Source organism: Agrobacterium sp. AGB01, assembly GCF_014851585.1.
Classification (GTDB): Bacteria; Pseudomonadota; Alphaproteobacteria; order Rhizobiales; family Rhizobiaceae; genus Agrobacterium.
This window is the reverse complement of record NZ_JACVAB010000001.1, coordinates 1313065-1328107: the sequence shown is the minus strand read 5'-3', so window position 1 is coordinate 1328107 and position 15043 is coordinate 1313065. Positions and strand designations below refer to the sequence as shown.

Sequence of the window (15043 nt, the reverse complement as noted above, 5' to 3'; positions counted from 1 at the left end):
GAAAAATCAATGGCAAAAAATTATACAAGCAAAACGCTAAAGCAAAAACAATCTTCGGTTGATGACCTTAAAAGCAATATAAAAACAGCAACTTAAATTGCGACTATACTTACATCATCATTTTCGAAATAATAGAACACATCACCAAAATTAAATATTCCAAAAGAAATTGGGTGCTAATATTTAGCATGATTTAAGCCTAGAATTATTTGGAGACTTTGATGAGCACAGTAACCACGCCCAAGGCGCAGGTTCCTGATATTGCCGGTCAGATTACCTATGCCATGCGTAGCATGGGCGTGGCACCTATACCCCGCAATTACAGTCTATTTTATGAAGCCTATATTGGCTCTAACCCTGCCCTCACCCGCGAGCTGGCTGCCCTTGGCAGCAAGGCGACCCAGGAGGAACTCGACGCGCTGGGCGACCAGTATTTTGACCATAATCACGGCCGTATCATTGAAACTGCGCATGACAAGGTTCGCTCTGAGCTGGAATCCCTGCTGTCGCTTTTGCAGCATGAACAGAATTCAATGGAAAACTACAGCAAGCTGCTGGTCGAAACTGTTGCGCGTATTTCCAACAAGAATATCACCAGCAACAATATTGTCGGCAGCGTTATCAAAGTATTGCAGGATGCAACCGGCAATACCGCAGCCCATGGTGAAAAGACAGCGCAGAGCGTCAGCCGTCATTCCGAAGAGATGAACCAGGTTCGTCAGGAACTGGACGAATACAAGCGTATCGCCAATACGGATTCGCTGACCCGTCTTTCCAACCGCCGCGCTTTTGATGAAAAGCTGTCTTCCCTGTTCGACAGTTCCATTGGCCTTCATCTGACATCGCTCGTGTTGCTCGACATCGACCACTTCAAGCGGATCAACGATACCTATGGTCATCCGGTTGGCGACAAGATCCTGGCAACCGTCGGCAATCTCATCCGCTCCAACGTTCGCAAGGACGTGTTTGTGGCCCGCACCGGCGGCGAAGAGTTCGCAATCATCCTTGAAGGCAACAATGTCGATGAGGTGATGACAATCTGCGAACGCATTCGCTTGTCGCTGGAAAATACACCGTTCCGCAACTCGCGCTCGGGCACGGATTACGGCCCTGTGAATATCTCGATCGGTTATGCCATGGGGTCGCAAGCCTCTGGTCCTGGCGAGCTTTACGCACAGTCTGACACCGCACTTTACCATGCCAAGGAAACCGGGCGTAACCGCAGCATTTTCTTTGAAGAAGGCATGCAGAAGAATTACGTTGGCAAGAACTGGTTGATCTACAAGTAGTAACCAGCACCAAACATCCAGAATGAAAAGAGCCTGTCATGTCCCAAGCATGACAGGCTCTTTTTTATTGGTCGTCGTCTTATTGATCAGGCTGTTGTCCTGTCCGCCGCAAACCGCGCATCACCACATGGTGACGGCGGCACGAGCAGCCCAGGTGCTGTCGTAGGTGTCCTTGTCAAAGTCTGCCTTTGCAGCCTTCAGCAAGGTACCGGGTGTCGGCAGTGTCGCTGGGTCAACAAAGTGCTCCGGGTTCCACAGTTCCGAGCGCATCAAGGCTCTGGCGCACTGGAAATAAACCTCATCAATGCTCACCACCAAAACGGTGCGTGGATGTTTGCCATCCATCACGAAGCTTTCCAGCAAAGCCGGATTGATCGACACCTGTCCCTTGCCATTGATGCGCATGGTGGTGTTGGAACCGGGGATCAGGAACATCAGCGCGACGCGTGGATCACGAACAACATTGAGAAGGGAATCGATACGGTTGTTGCCACGCCAGTCGGGCAACAGCACCGTCTTGTCATCGGCAACCCGCACAACACCGCCCCGGTCGCCACGCGGCGAACAGTCCATGCCCTCAGGACCAACGGTTGCCAGGGCTACAAAGGGCGAGGTTTCGATCATCAGCCGGTATTCGGCGGTCAATCGTTCCGTGACCTTGGCGACCGACGCTTCGGAAACGCCATTGTAAATGGCCTGCAATTCTTCAACCGACTGTATGATACTCATCTGTCCTCACCTTCTCATGCATGTGTGAAAGCACCGTCACATGACAGGAGAATGACGGTAAACCGTCATCCCCTCGCCTCTGCACTGGCGCTTTCCTGCTGCGCACGTTTCTTTGCCGTTCGTGCCGCAACAAGGTCGGCCGGCTGGGCATTTCCACGCACCAGCGATCGTCCCGCATAGATGCCGCCGACAACTTCAAGCGCGAAGCGTTCCTGGTCAACATCGCGGAATTCTTCGACCAGCCGTGCTGCCACTTCCATGTCTTCACCAAGCACGTTCAGCACTTCTTCACTGAAGTTCAGTGCCGATTCCAGCGTCTCGCGGATCTGGTAATCAACACCGGCATTCAACAGATCGATGGCGTGGGCACGGTCAAAGGCGCGCGCCAGCACCGGCACCAGCGGGAATTCGTGCTTGACGATCTCGGCAATGCGGATGGCCGCTTCCTTGTCGTCCACGCAGATCAGTACAGCCTTGGCGGTGGCAGCACCGCCAGCATGCAGGATTTCAGAGCGTGAACCATCACCGTAATAGACCTTGAAACCGAACTCCGCTGCTTCCCGGATAAATTCCGGATCACGGTCAATCAGCGACAGCGTGTAACCGCGCGCCAGCAAGGGCTGGCTGACAATTTGGCCAAAACGGCCAAAGCCGATCAACAGCACCGTGCCTTCGACATTTTCCGGCAGGTCCAGATCATGGGTATCTGGCACGGCGGCAGGAACCAGACGATCATGCAAGATCACCATCAGCGGTGTCAGGATCATCGAAATGATGATGGTTGCGGTCAACAGCGCATTTTCTTCGCGGTTGAAGATGCCGGCGGAAATGGCGGCAGCATACAGCACAAAGGCAAATTCGCCGCCCTGCGCCATCAGCACCGCACGCTCGAGGCTTTCACGTTTGCAGGTGCCGAGAATACGCGCCACGCCGTAGATGATGACAGACTTCAGCACCATGTAGCCGATCACACTGGCAACGACGATCTTCCAGTTCTGGGCAATGACGGTCAGGTCAATTGCCATGCCGACAGCAAGGAAGAACAGGCCTAGCAGGATGCCGCGGAAGGGTTCGATATCGGCCTCCAGCTGGTGGCGGAATGACGATTCCGACAGCAGCACACCGGCCAGAAATGCACCCATGGCCATGGAAAGCCCGCTCATCTGCATCAACAAAGCAGATCCCAGCACCACCAGAAGGGCTGCAGCGGTCATGACTTCTCGTGCGCCGGAAGCGGCGAGCAATCGGAAAAACGGGTTAAGCAGATAACGACCGGCAACAATCAACGCTGCGATGGCTGCAAGGCCAATGCCAATGGACAACCATCTTTGCGATGCCGTCACTTCTTCGCCGCCGCTGCCGAGAAACACCACCAGCGCCAACAGAGGCACAATCGCCAAGTCTTCAAACAGCAGGATGGAGATGATGCGCTGGCCTTTCAGCGTCGACATGCTGCCGCGTTCCTGCAGCATCTGCATGACGATGGCAGTGGAGGTCAGCACGAAACCGGTACCGGCCACGAACGACGGAATGGCGGGATAACCAAGGCTGACGCCAATGACCGTCAGGCCTGCCATACAGGCCAACACCTGAAATGCCCCGAGACCAAAGATGTCCTTGCGCATCGACCACAGCCGCGATGGCTGCATTTCAAGCCCGATGACGAACAGGAACATCACGACGCCAAGTTCGGCGATGTGCAGAATGGCCTGCGAATCCGAAAAGAACCCAAACCCAAAGGGACCAACGACAAGACCGGCGGCCAGATAACCAAGCACGGAGCCCAAACCGATTTTTTTGAACAACGGGGCGGCAACGACGCCTGCGCTCAACAGCACCACCACCTGCAACAAATCATTGCCGTTTGCTTCAACCGCCAAAGTTCACCTCACCTGTGCGTATATGTATAAATGACGTCTGGAGCGCCTCTGATCAGAACCGGTCGGCTCAAGCGCCCTCGTATGAAAGGAATAAATCAGTATCTGCCGTTTACCACCTGCAGCCTAACGGCGGCGCGGCTCGCGGCTCAGTCCTTTTTCTGCCAGTTCAGCCTCGTAAGCCGCAAACAGCTTGTCACCATCACGCCCGAGTTCCAGCAGATATTTCCACGTAAAGATACCGCTGTCATGACCATCGTCAAAAACGACGCGAACAGCATAATTTCCAGCGGCGACCATATTGCGGATGGCAACATTGCGTTTGCCAGGCACAGTAACCTTCTGGCCGGGGCCATGCCCCTGCACTTCTGCCGACGGCGACAGAACCCGCATCACTTCCGCCGGGATTTTATACTGCGCACCGTCATCGAAGGTAACAGACAGCAGATGGCGATCCTGTGAGACCTTCAATTCGGTGGGCCAAGGATCACTCATTGTTCATTTCCCTAATGTCTTGTAGTGTTTCACAGTTATGGTCTTGTTTCGTTATAAGCAAGTCTCTAGATAAAACACGCGCAACGAACACCTTGGCTTGGCCTGAAACAGTATCACATTGAACATGTGTTCGAAGCAGGAGTTGGCACGTTGAACAGCTTTTTGGGACCAGTCGGAAAAACCGAAGCCCTGACACCAAATTCAGAACCCATGATCGATCCCTTTGGGCGTGCGGTCACCTATTTGCGTGTGTCGGTGACAGATCGCTGCGATTTCCGCTGCACCTATTGCATGTCGGAACACATGACCTTCCTGCCCAAGAAAGACCTGTTGACGCTGGAGGAGCTGAACCGGCTCTGTTCCGCCTTCATTCAAAAGGGTGTGCGTAAGCTGCGCCTGACCGGCGGCGAACCGCTGGTGCGCAAGAACATCATGGAACTGGTACGCAATCTCGGACGCCATGTTTATGCTGGTACGCTTGATGAGCTGACGCTGACCACCAACGGGTCGCAGTTGGCACGCAATGCCGAAGAACTTTACGACTGTGGCGTGCGCCGCATCAATGTGTCGCTTGATACGCTGGACCCGGTCAAATTCAAGCAGATCACGCGCTGGGGTGATTTCTCCAAGGTCATGGAAGGCATTGATGCCGCCCAGAAGGCTGGTCTGCAGATCAAGCTCAATGCGGTTGCATTGAAGGATTTCAACGAGTTTGAAATTCCTGAGATGATCCGATTTGCGCATGGACGCGGCATGGACCTGACCGTTATCGAAACCATGCCGATGGGTGAGATCGAGGAAGATCGCACCGACCGTTATCTGCCGCTGTCGCAACTGCGCACGCAGCTGGAAGAACAGTTCACGCTATCAGACATTCCCTACAAGACCGGCGGCCCTGCCCGGTATTTCAAGGTGACAGAGACCGGCGGCCGTCTCGGCTTCATCACGCCGTTGACCCATAATTTCTGTGAAAGTTGCAACCGCGTGCGCCTGACCTGCACCGGCACGCTTTACATGTGCCTTGGCCAGAACGATGCCGCAGATCTGCGCACCGCACTGCGAGCCAGCGAGGATGATGGCCTGTTGTCCAATGCCATTGACGAGGCAATCCTGCGCAAACCGAAGGGGCATGACTTCATCATTGACCGCACACACAAGCGCCCAGCTGTCGCCCGCCACATGAGTGTTACCGGCGGCTGAGCCGTCGCTCGCGCATTGTATATTGCTTATTTAATTCGTCACCACAACCAGACGTTTTCCCGCCTCGCTGACCTCGCACAGCCATGATCGATTGGCTACTACTGGCCCGTGTCCGAGGGGATTCGGGCGGGAGAGGCTCTACTGTAATGGCAATGACGGAAAATACCCGAGGCGCGATGTTCATGGCACTTGCCATGGCCAGCTTCACCATCAACGACGCATTGGTGAAATCCGTCACCCCATTCATGAATACCGGCCAGATCATGTTCGTACGCGGCGTGATGACCACTGTGTTGATCATTGCGCTCGCCAAATATTTTGGCGCGCTGCGGCCCATCAAGACACTGTTTCGACCACTGGTGTTGTTGCGGACAGTTAGTGAGATTACCGCCACTGTCCTGTTTCTGACTGCACTGGGCCAGGTGGAATTTGCTAGCATTTCCTCAATCATGCAGTCCTTGCCACTGGTGGTGACGCTGGGGGCTGCACTTTTTCTGGGCGAGCCGGTTGGCTGGCGGCGCTGGGTGGCGATTGGCATTGGTTTTGCCGGTGTGTTGATCATCATTCGGCCGGGGTCGGAAGGGTTTACCACCGGCGCATTGCTGGCAATTGCATCCGTGTTCGTCACGGCCTGTCGTGATCTGGTGACGCGGCGCATGTATGCCGACGTACCGTCGCTGACCATCAGCATGTTTACCGCCATTGCCAATACGGCGTTTGGCGCATTGCTGATCGTGCCGATGGGTGGCTGGCAGCCGATGGAATGGAGTGTCATCGGCCATCTTGCCGTCGCGTCCATCCTGGTGCTCTCCGGCTATCAGACGGTGATCTTCGCCATGCGCTCGGGCGAAATCTCCTTCGTCGCGCCGTTCCGCTACACCAGCCTGCTGTGGGCGCTGATGATTGGCATTCTGGTTTTCCAGGAAAAACCTGACATCTGGACCTTGATCGGTGCAGCGATTGTCATTGCATCCGGCATTTACACGTTCTATCGCGAGAGACGACGCTATCTGATGAAATCGGCCAAGGATTCCTGAAAATCCCGTTCTGCCGGAATGACGCAAACCAGCCCTATCCGCAATCATTAAGGGCGGTGACGCGTCAGGAGTAATGAAGTGACTGACGTAGGTTTTCTGAACAGAAAAACACCGCCACATATTTTCACGCTGGTTATGGTGGCTGGGCTTTCTGCCCTCAGCATGAACGTGTTTCTGCCCTCGCTGCCGGCCATGACAGCGCATTTCGAGACACAATATGCCGTCATGCAGCTGTCGATCTCGGGTTATCTCGCCGCCACCGCTTGCGTGCAGCTGGTTGTCGGGCCCCTGTCTGACCTGTTTGGCAGACGGCCGGTGATGCTGGTCAGCTTGTGCATCATGTGCATTGCAACGCTGGTCTGTTTTCTGGCGCCCAATGTCGGTGTGTTCATGGTGGCGCGTTTTGCGCAGGCCAGTGTCGCAACATGTTTCGTGCTGGCCAGAGCCGTGGTGCGCGACATGGTGCCGGCCAATCAAGCAGCCTCGATGATTGGCTACGTGACCATGGGCATGTCTGTCGTGCCGATGGTTGGGCCGATGATTGGTGGTGTCCTGAATGATATCGGCGGCTGGCAGGCAAGTTTCCTGCTGCTGATGGGCCTGACGATGCTGGTGATTGCGCTTGTCTATTTCGATCTTGGTGAAACCAACCGTCAGAAGTCGACCAGTTTTTCTGCACAGTTCAAGGCCTGGCCGGAACTTCTCAAATCACGGCTGTTCTGGGGGTATGCGCTGACCTCGACATTTTCGTCCGGTCTGTTCTTTTCGTTCCTCGGTGGTGCGCCATTCATTGGCAGCACACTTTACGGCCTGACACCGGCGATGCTGGGTGTGCAGTTCTTCTTCATGGCGGCGGGCTACATGCTCGGCAACTTCATCTCCGGCCGTTATGCCAGTGACATCGGTATTATCCGCATGATGGTGTCCGGCAATCTCATCGCCATGACCGGAATTGTCATCGCCATCGTGCTTGCCAATACGGGCCTTCACAGTCCTTACGCCTTCTTCATGCCGCTGGCGCTCATCGGCGTTGGCAATGGCGTGACCTTGCCAAGTTCCAATGCCGGCATGGTTAGCGTAAAACCGCATCTGGCGGGTTCGGCCTCCGGTCTCGGTGGTGCGCTGACGATTGGCGGCGGTGCTGCCCTGTCTGTTATCGCAACCTCGCTGCTATCGCCAACCTCCGGCACACAGCCGCTGCTGTTCATGATGGTTGCAACCGGGCTTCTCGCCCTTTACGCAACATACTTCACGCGCAAAGCCGAACGACAGGAAGCCAGCCTGTCACAACGAGACGACAATGCATAAAAATCTTCCCGGCCTCATTCTCGCTGGCGGCCTTTCCCGCCGCATGGGCAGCAACAAGGCGCTCAAGCAACTGGGCGACAGCCCCCTGCTCTCGCATGTCATCGAGCGTATCCGCCCGCAGGTCTCATACCTTGCGCTGAACGCACCCCATGACTGGGCAGACGAGTTTGGCCTTCCTGTGGTGCCCGATACCAAACTGGGCCATGCAGGGCCGCTGGCGGGCATTTTAGCTGGACTGCGTCACATGGCGACCGTGGCGCCGGACGCCAGCCACATGCTGACAGTACCGGCCGACAGTCCGTTCTTTCCCGAAACTCTGGAAGCCCAGCTGCGGTCTTACATGACGGATGACAGCACGGTCATCATTGCCGCATCTGCCGGTCAGGTGCATCCGGTATTCGGTCTGTGGCCGGTCGCCATTGCAGACGATCTGGAACAATGGCTGGCGGTGGATGAAAACCGTCGTATCCGTAACTTCCTCGGCCGGCATGCTACGCTTGGCATTTCATTTCCCAAGATTGAAAGCGCCACCTCATCGATTGATCCGTTTTTCAATATCAACACACCGGACGAGCTTTCCATTGCGCAGGCATTTCTGGATACGCTGGACTGAAGTAAAAGCGCCTAAATTGGCGCCAAGAAACATGCCTGTGAACACAAAAAAGCCGGGCTAAAGCCCGGCTTTTTCTTCCCTGAGACGCACTACCTACTCAAGGTATCCTGATGGGTTCACCGGCGTCGCATCCTTGCGCACTTCGAAGTGAACCTGTGGGCGTTTCGCGCTGCCGCTCATGCCCGATGTCGCAATTGTATCGCCGCGCTGCACCTTCTGGCCGCGCTGTACGTTGAGGGCGGAAGCGTGGCCGTAAACAGTCACCTTGCCATCGTCGTGACGAACCAGAACCGTGTTGCCGAGCTGCTTCAGACCGTTGCCGGAGTAGATAACCACACCGTTTTCAGCGGCCTTGATCGCCGTACCCTCGGGAACCGAGATATCGATACCGTCGTTACGATTGCCATCGACGTTCTCACCGAAACCGGAGATCACGGCGCCACGAACCGGCCAGCGGTATTTGCCGATGCCTGTTGCGGCCGGAGCAATCGATGCCACGTCGGACTTCTTCTCGATCTCGCCGACTGTCGAAGTGGCGACCGGTGCCTTGTAAGGCTCAGGCGACTTCACCGCGGTTTCAGTCTTTGCAGGTGCTGCCGGCTCTACCGGTGTTTCCTTCGGCGTGATCGACGCAGTTTTCACATTGTCGGTGTTGGCAGAAGGCATCCGCAGCGTCTGGCCGATACGAATGTTTTCGTTCGACAGGCCATTTGCAGCCTTCAAAGCAGCAACGCTGACACCGTTTGCCTTGGCTATCTTGGCAAGGCTGTCGCCCGGCTGCACCTTGTAGCCACCGGTTGGCGGCAGAGGCTTGCCACCTGGAGGTGTCAGCTTTGCAGCTTCGCCGGATGCCTTGTCGCGGGCAGCAGCAGCGGATGGCAGAACAGCAAGGTTCTGGTCGTTCTGGCGGGCTGGTGCAGGCAGGTTGCCGTCATTGGCGAGATTTACGTTGTCCGCAGCCGCCTTGGCAGCGTTACGTGGCGTGCCGAAGGTCGGAATGGTGATCGATTGGCCTGGTGCCGCAGCCGAAGCCGTCGTCAGTCCATTGGCCTTGAGGATTTCCTTTTCAGGCACACCATAACGCTTGGACAGCGTCGCAATGGTTTCACCCTGGCGCAGCGTCACACTTGGGCCACCTTGCGCATTCCAGCCATTTGAAGACGGCTTGGTTGACGCGGTGGAAAGCTGGTCAACAGCACGCGGTGCAGCCGGAGCCTGCGCAACAACCGCCGGTGCGGCAGGCTGCGGGTTGGCCGACGGGAATGGCTGTGCCATCGCCTGATTACGCGACTGCGGTTCGCGAAGCGTGTTGCCTGCGGATGGAGCTGTCAGTTCCGAGCGCTGGATCGTCGACGGCGAAGAGGCCACCCGTGCGCTGGAGCTTTGAACCGAGCCGTAATTACCGGAGTTGTTCTGGTATGGCTGGTTATAATTCTGATTGTTATTACCGTCGGCAGGCTGAGCTGATGCCATCGATGAGCCATTGACATCACCCATCGGGATCGGTGCCTGACCATAGGCACCCGCACCGTTTCTGGAAGGGATTGATGCAGTGGTCATCGTATCCGTTTCATTGGAAAACAGACCGCTGAACCGGGTGGCATCCGAGCTACAGCCCGTAACCACGCCTGCCAGCGAGATTGCAACCAAAACTCTTGCGACTGATTTTCCGATTTTGGGCGAATTCTTCATACGCATGACTCGATCTACACTGACGCCAACCCGCCGAAACTGACTGCCTCGGCGCAAACTCATTTCTTGCAAGGCCCATTTCCCGAGAACGGAAAAACCATGCGTCTATGGATATGATTAAAGCGCGTTAGTATTACTACGCGGTTAAGACGCTTAAATTCCGCGCAGTTTTTTTGACAATTCGATAACCATGACAATTAAGACATGGCAAAACGCAAGGCGTCACCTGAATTCCTTGTTTGAATTCAAAGCCTTAAAAAACAGCAATTGCGACAGAAAAAATCAGATATGGCGCGCCATATGCGGTATAAGCGGCAAATAAGGCACTTCGAACATATCCTCGCGCTCAAAACGGCTGCCGGTTTTCGACAAACGCATCATCACGCAACGCTCGTCATCCACCATCAGCGGCGCAATCAAAACGCCGCCGGAAACGAGCTGGTCGGCCATGAAGCGTGGAAAGGTTGTAAAGGCTGCCGTAATCAGAATACGGTCAAAGGTGCCCTCGCCTGTTAGACCATTGCTGCCATCGGCAAGGCGGGTCACGACATTACGAAGGCCAAGGCCTTCCATACGTTTCTGCGCCCCCTGAACCAGGGTCCTGTAACGATCGATAGAGACGACACGTTCTGCCATGCGGCCAAGAACGGCGGCGGTAAAACCGCTGCCCGTTCCGATTTCCAGAACACGCTGCCCCGGCTTCACCTGAAGACGGGCCAGCATTTTAACCGCCATATCGGCGCCTTCCATGAACGATCCGCAATCAATCGGGATGGTTCGGGTGGAATAGGCATCGTCGGCAAATTGCGATGGTACGAATTGCGAGCGTGGCGTCTGCTCGACTGCCGTCAACAGATCGATATCGGAGATGCCCTCGGCCCGAAGACGCAGGACCAGAGCAGCAAACCCCTCTTTTTCGATCATTGGCGATTTCAATCTGCAACTCCAAAACCAAGCGCCTTGGCTACACGATCCTTGACCGTATAATCTGTCAGGTCGAGTTTCAAAGGCGTTACCGAGATCTTGCCGTTCTTGACGGCGTGAATATCGGTGCCTTCGCGGAAGGTACCCAGACGCTCGCCAAAACGCAGCCAGTAATAAGGAAGGCCACGGCCATCCTTGCGCTCTTCAACGGTCAGACCGAAGTCCAGCTTGCCCTGATCGGTCACGGTCACGCCCTGCACGTCTTTCGGCGCGCAGTTGGGGAAGTTGAGATTAAGGAACGTGCCATCCGGCAGGTCGACATCGATCAGCTTCTTGATCAGGTCAGGTGCATAGGTTTCTGCAACTTCCCACGGCACGATGCGGTCACCATCATCTGTATGGGCATAGGCCTGGCTCAGCGCAAAGGAACGCACGCCCTGCAGCGTGCCTTCGATGGCGCCGGCGATGGTGCCGGAATAGGTCACGTCGTCAGCCATGTTGGCGCCGGAGTTTACACCCGACAGCACCAAATCAGGCTTGCCGGGCAGAACTTCGCGAATGCCCATGATGACGCAATCGGTTGGCGTACCGCGCAGGGCAAAATGCTTGTCGGAAACCTTGCGCAGACGCAGTGGCTCAGAAAGCGTCAATGAATGCGCCAGACCACTCTGATCCGTCTCCGGAGCGACAATCCACACATCGTCGGAGAGCTTGCGCGCAATGCGCTCAAGCACCGCCAGCCCTTCGGCGTGGATACCATCATCATTGGTCAGAAGAATGCGCATTCATATACCCTTTCGGCAGTATCAGGCTGCTTTTTCGATCTTGGTCAGACCGCCCATATATGGCAGCAGCACGTCCGGAATTGTGACAGAGCCGTCTTCGTTCAGGTAGTTTTCGAGAACGGCAATCAGGCAGCGGCCAACAGCCGTGCCGGAACCGTTCAGCGTGTGAACGAACTTCGTTGCCTTGTCTTCCTTGCCCCGGTAACGGGCGTTCATACGGCGACCCTGGAAGTCACCACAGACCGAGCAGGACGAGATTTCGCGGTAAGCGTTCTGGCCTGGCAGCCACACTTCAAGGTCATACGTCTTGCGTGCGCCAAAGCCCATGTCGCCGGTGCACAATGTCATGGTGCGGAAATGCAGACCAAGACGCTTCAGCACTTCTTCAGCGCATGCCGTCATGCGTTCATGCTCTTCCACAGCGCTTTCCGCATCGGTGATCGAAACCAGTTCGCACTTCCAGAACTGGTGCTGGCGCAGCATGCCACGGGTATCACGACCGGCAGAACCAGCTTCCGAGCGGAAGGACGGCGTCAGCGCGGTAAAGCGCAGCGGCAGCTTTTCCTGATCGAGAATTTCGCCCGAAACCAGGTTGGTCAACGTGACTTCAGCCGTCGGGATCAACCAGCGGCCATCCGTGGTCTTGAACAGGTCTTCGGAGAACTTCGGCAACTGGCCGGTTCCAAACATCGCTTCGTCACGCACCAACAGCGGCGACGACACTTCGGTGTAACCGTGCTCGCCTGTATGCAGGTCAATCATGAACTGGCCAAGCGCCCGTTCCAATCGTGCAATCTGGCTGGTCAGAACAGTAAAGCGGGCACCGGACAATTTGGCTGCGCGTTCGAAATCCATGTAGCCAAGCGCTTCACCGATATCGAAGTGTTCTTTCGCCTCATGGTTCCAGCCCGGCTTTTGACCCACGACACGCGCAACAATGTTGTCGTGTTCGTCCTTGCCGACAGGAACGTCATCGAAGGGAATATTGGGAATGCGCGACAGGGCGTCGTTGAGTTCTGCCGTGATCTGGCGGTCCTCTTCTTCTGCCTGTGGCATGGTTTCTTTCAGCTCGGCAACTTCGGCTTTCAGCTTTTCAGCAAGCTCGAAGTTCTTCTGTCCCATGGCTGCGCCAATCTCTTTGGAGGCGGCATTACGACGGGACTGCATTTCCTGAAGTTTCTGAATAACGGCACGGCGCTTTTCATCAAGCACTATCAAACCGGAAGAAAGAGGCTCCGCGCCGCGCTTTGCCAGGGCGGCATCCAGAGCTTCGGGGTTTTCGCGTATCCATTTAATATCGAGCATTGTCGTTCCAGACTGTTCGGTTTGCCTGCGGTTACTTCAAAAAAGCAAAAGCCGGGCTTGAAGCCCGGCTCATGAAAAATAGCATGCCGGACAAAACGTCAGGCGTCTTCGGAGGCTTCAAGCTCCTTGCCTGCATTTTCCGCCTCCCGCTTCTTCTCCACGAGTCGAGCCAAGTATATGGAAATCTCGTAGAGAATGATCGCAGGCAGCGCAAGACCGATCTGGGAAAGCGGATCGGGCGGCGTGAGAACGGCGGCCACGACAAAGGCAATCACGATGGCGAATTTGCGCTTGTCCTTAAGCGTCTGGCTGGTGAGCAGACCAACGCGGGCCAGAAGCGTGGTGACGACAGGTAGCTGGAACACCAGACCGAATGACAGCACAAGCGTCATGATCAGACTGAGATATTCCGACACTTTCGGCATCAGCGAAATGGCAACTTCGCCCTCTTCCGGCAACTGCTGCATGGCAAGGAAGAACCACATGACCATGGGCGTGAAGAAGAAATAGACGAGTGCTGCACCGATCAGAAACAGGATCGGTGATGCAATGAGGAATGGCAGGAATGCAGCGCGCTCATTCCTGTAGAGGCCGGGCGCCACAAACTTGTAAAGCTGCGAGGCAATAACCGGAAACGCAATAACAATCGCGCCGAACATCGCCACCTTTACCTGCGTGAAGAAGAATTCTTGCGGGGCGGTGTAGATGAGTTCTGCCTTGGAAAGGTCAAGTCCTGCCCAGGTCACTGCCCACTTGTAGGGAATGACCAGAAAGTTGAACAGGTGCTTGGCAAAGCCGAAGCACACCACAAAAGCAGCAAAAAAAGCCACCAGCGACCAGATGAGCCGCGTGCGCAGCTCCATCAGATGCTCGACAAGCGGCTGGGGTTTGTCTTCTATATCGCCGCTCATGCTTCGTCCTTCTTGGCAGTCTTTGCAGTGGCGGCGGTTTTCCGCACCACTGGCTTTTTGGCGGCGGCAGGCTTGTCAGCCACATCAGTTGCAGCCTTGGCAACGGATGGCTTTTTGGCAGAAGCGGTCTTGGCTGGCGCGGCTTTGGCGGGCGCGGCTTTCGCCGGCGTAACCTTGGCTGGCGTTGCTTTCACAGCGACCGGCTTTGCTGTCTCGACCGTATCAGCAGCAGGTGCGACTGACGCCGTTTTGGCTTTAGGCTTGGCGGCTGGCTTTGCAGCAACCGTGGTTGCCTCGGCTGCGGTGGCAGCCTTTGCCGGTGCGGCCTTGGCGGTCGATGCTTTCGGCGCACGCGGTTTTGCAGCCGGTTTTGCCTTGGCAACAACAGGTGCTGGCGTTGCAGCATCGGGGATGATGGCCGGAGGACTATCCGGCAACATCATCGATGGTTCGGGCACCGAAACCGGTGTCGAGGAAGCTGGTGTCGCAGAGGTTGCGGGCGTGCCCGACTTTGCGTCATCCAGTGTCGTTGCCTTTTGCAAATCGGATTTGATATCCTGACCAAGCTGGCGAAGCGGGTTCATGGCGTCCCGCAAGGAGTTTGTCGGATTCAGGTTCTGTACGTCGGAAATGGTACGACGCACATCATCCATATCAGCTTCACGCAGCGCTTCATCGAACTGACTGCGGAACTCGCCCGCCATCTTTCGTAGATTGGCCGTCATTTTGCCGAAGGCACGTATCATTGGAGGCAAATCTTTGGGTCCGACGACAACGATCAATACGACCGCAATCACCAGAATCTCGCTCCAACCAATGTCAAACATCAATATGCTCCCGAGACACGCTCGCCTCGCCGGTCAGACTGGCCTTGACGG

At 55.8% G+C, this 15043-nt stretch carries 14 protein-coding genes; 5 read left to right on the top strand and 9 right to left on the bottom strand.

What is annotated here, in order from left to right; all coding sequences use genetic code 11:
- Window positions 1–221 precede the first annotated feature (221 nt).
- Window positions 222–1289, top strand: coding sequence for a GGDEF domain-containing protein (locus IB237_RS06245; RefSeq protein ID WP_192487692.1), 1068 nt, complete (start codon window positions 222–224; stop codon window positions 1287–1289).
- Window positions 1290–1409: 120 nt separating this feature from the next.
- On the opposite strand, the gene IB237_RS06240 is transcribed toward IB237_RS06245, so the two are convergent.
- From IB237_RS06240 to IB237_RS06230, 3 genes are all read right to left on the bottom strand, one after another.
- The gene (locus tag IB237_RS06240) at window positions 1410–2018 is read right to left on the bottom strand and encodes a pyridoxamine 5'-phosphate oxidase family protein (RefSeq protein WP_192487691.1); all 609 of its coding nucleotides are present in this window, start codon (window positions 2016–2018) and stop codon (window positions 1410–1412) included.
- A 65-nt stretch (window positions 2019–2083) separates the two neighbouring features.
- A complete protein-coding gene (locus tag IB237_RS06235; RefSeq protein WP_192487690.1) occupies window positions 2084–3898 on the bottom strand; it encodes a monovalent cation:proton antiporter-2 (CPA2) family protein in 1815 nt (604 codons plus the stop codon).
- Between the two features lie 123 nt (window positions 3899–4021).
- Window positions 4022–4390 carry a gamma-butyrobetaine hydroxylase-like domain-containing protein gene (locus tag IB237_RS06230; protein WP_192487689.1) on the bottom strand — a complete coding sequence of 123 codons (369 nt, stop codon included), beginning with the start codon at window positions 4388–4390 and terminating at the stop codon, window positions 4022–4024.
- Between the two features lie 210 nt (window positions 4391–4600).
- Here IB237_RS06230 and moaA point away from each other — a divergent pair, with 210 nt between their 5' ends.
- The 4 genes from moaA to mobA all read left to right on the top strand — a co-directional run bounded on the left by moaA (window position 4601) and on the right by mobA (window position 8548).
- The gene (moaA, locus tag IB237_RS06225; protein WP_246787707.1) at window positions 4601–5590 is read left to right on the top strand and encodes a GTP 3',8-cyclase MoaA; all 990 of its coding nucleotides are present in this window, start codon (window positions 4601–4603) and stop codon (window positions 5588–5590) included.
- Window positions 5591–5736: 146 nt separating this feature from the next.
- The gene (locus IB237_RS06220; protein WP_192487687.1) at window positions 5737–6627 is read left to right on the top strand and encodes a DMT family transporter; all 891 of its coding nucleotides are present in this window, start codon (window positions 5737–5739) and stop codon (window positions 6625–6627) included.
- Between the two features lie 78 nt (window positions 6628–6705).
- Complete coding sequence (locus tag IB237_RS06215; protein WP_352230554.1) at window positions 6706–7935, top strand: multidrug effflux MFS transporter; 1230 nt, start codon at window positions 6706–6708, stop codon at window positions 7933–7935.
- Complete coding sequence (mobA, locus tag IB237_RS06210) at window positions 7928–8548, top strand: molybdenum cofactor guanylyltransferase MobA (RefSeq protein ID WP_192487686.1); 621 nt, start codon at window positions 7928–7930, stop codon at window positions 8546–8548. Before IB237_RS06215 ends, mobA begins: the two co-directional genes overlap by 8 nt.
- 93 nt (window positions 8549–8641) lie before the next feature.
- Here the strand turns inward: mobA and IB237_RS06205 are convergent, their stop codons facing one another.
- The 6 genes from IB237_RS06205 to tatB all read right to left on the bottom strand — a co-directional run bounded on the left by IB237_RS06205 (window position 8642) and on the right by tatB (window position 14992).
- On the bottom strand, window positions 8642–10246 hold the full coding sequence (locus tag IB237_RS06205) for a LysM peptidoglycan-binding domain-containing M23 family metallopeptidase (protein ID WP_192487685.1): 1605 nt from the start codon (window positions 10244–10246) through the stop codon (window positions 8642–8644).
- A gap of 276 nt (window positions 10247–10522) precedes the next feature.
- The gene (locus IB237_RS06200; RefSeq protein ID WP_371815256.1) at window positions 10523–11164 is read right to left on the bottom strand and encodes a protein-L-isoaspartate(D-aspartate) O-methyltransferase; all 642 of its coding nucleotides are present in this window, start codon (window positions 11162–11164) and stop codon (window positions 10523–10525) included.
- Between the two features lie 8 nt (window positions 11165–11172).
- A complete protein-coding gene (gene surE / locus IB237_RS06195) occupies window positions 11173–11949 on the bottom strand; it encodes a 5'/3'-nucleotidase SurE (RefSeq protein WP_192487683.1) in 777 nt (258 codons plus the stop codon).
- A gap of 21 nt (window positions 11950–11970) precedes the next feature.
- Window positions 11971–13254, bottom strand: coding sequence for a serine--tRNA ligase (gene serS / locus IB237_RS06190; RefSeq protein ID WP_192487682.1), 1284 nt, complete (start codon window positions 13252–13254; stop codon window positions 11971–11973).
- Between the two features lie 98 nt (window positions 13255–13352).
- Entirely contained in the window at window positions 13353–14165 is an 813-nt protein-coding gene (gene tatC, locus IB237_RS06185; protein ID WP_192487681.1) for a twin-arginine translocase subunit TatC, read from the bottom strand.
- Window positions 14162–14992, bottom strand: a complete 831-nt coding sequence (gene tatB / locus IB237_RS06180) for a Sec-independent protein translocase protein TatB (RefSeq protein ID WP_192487680.1) — start codon at window positions 14990–14992, stop codon at window positions 14162–14164. The genes tatC and tatB overlap by 4 nt, the downstream gene beginning before the upstream one ends.
- Window positions 14993–15043 lie beyond the last annotated feature (51 nt).

What these genes read in the sequence shown, in the direction of transcription:
- IB237_RS06245 (WP_192487692.1), top strand. Translation starts at nt 222, where the DNA reads ATGAGCACAGTAACCACGCCCAAGGCGCAGGTTCCTGATATTGCCGGT.
- IB237_RS06240 (WP_192487691.1), bottom strand. Translation starts at nt 2,018, where the DNA reads ATGAGTATCATACAGTCGGTTGAAGAATTGCAGGCCATTTACAATGGC.
- IB237_RS06230 (WP_192487689.1), bottom strand. Translation starts at nt 4,390, where the DNA reads ATGAGTGATCCTTGGCCCACCGAATTGAAGGTCTCACAGGATCGCCAT.
- moaA (WP_246787707.1), top strand. Translation starts at nt 4,601, where the DNA reads ATGATCGATCCCTTTGGGCGTGCGGTCACCTATTTGCGTGTGTCGGTG.
- IB237_RS06220 (WP_192487687.1), top strand. Translation starts at nt 5,737, where the DNA reads ATGGCAATGACGGAAAATACCCGAGGCGCGATGTTCATGGCACTTGCC.
- mobA (WP_192487686.1), top strand. Translation starts at nt 7,928, where the DNA reads ATGCATAAAAATCTTCCCGGCCTCATTCTCGCTGGCGGCCTTTCCCGC.
- IB237_RS06205 (WP_192487685.1), bottom strand. Translation starts at nt 10,246, where the DNA reads ATGCGTATGAAGAATTCGCCCAAAATCGGAAAATCAGTCGCAAGAGTT.
- IB237_RS06200 (WP_371815256.1), bottom strand. Translation starts at nt 11,164, where the DNA reads ATGATCGAAAAAGAGGGGTTTGCTGCTCTGGTCCTGCGTCTTCGGGCC.
- surE (WP_192487683.1), bottom strand. Translation starts at nt 11,949, where the DNA reads ATGCGCATTCTTCTGACCAATGATGATGGTATCCACGCCGAAGGGCTG.
- serS (WP_192487682.1), bottom strand. Translation starts at nt 13,254, where the DNA reads ATGCTCGATATTAAATGGATACGCGAAAACCCCGAAGCTCTGGATGCC.
- tatC (WP_192487681.1), bottom strand. Translation starts at nt 14,165, where the DNA reads ATGAGCGGCGATATAGAAGACAAACCCCAGCCGCTTGTCGAGCATCTG.
- tatB (WP_192487680.1), bottom strand. Translation starts at nt 14,992, where the DNA reads ATGTTTGACATTGGTTGGAGCGAGATTCTGGTGATTGCGGTCGTATTG.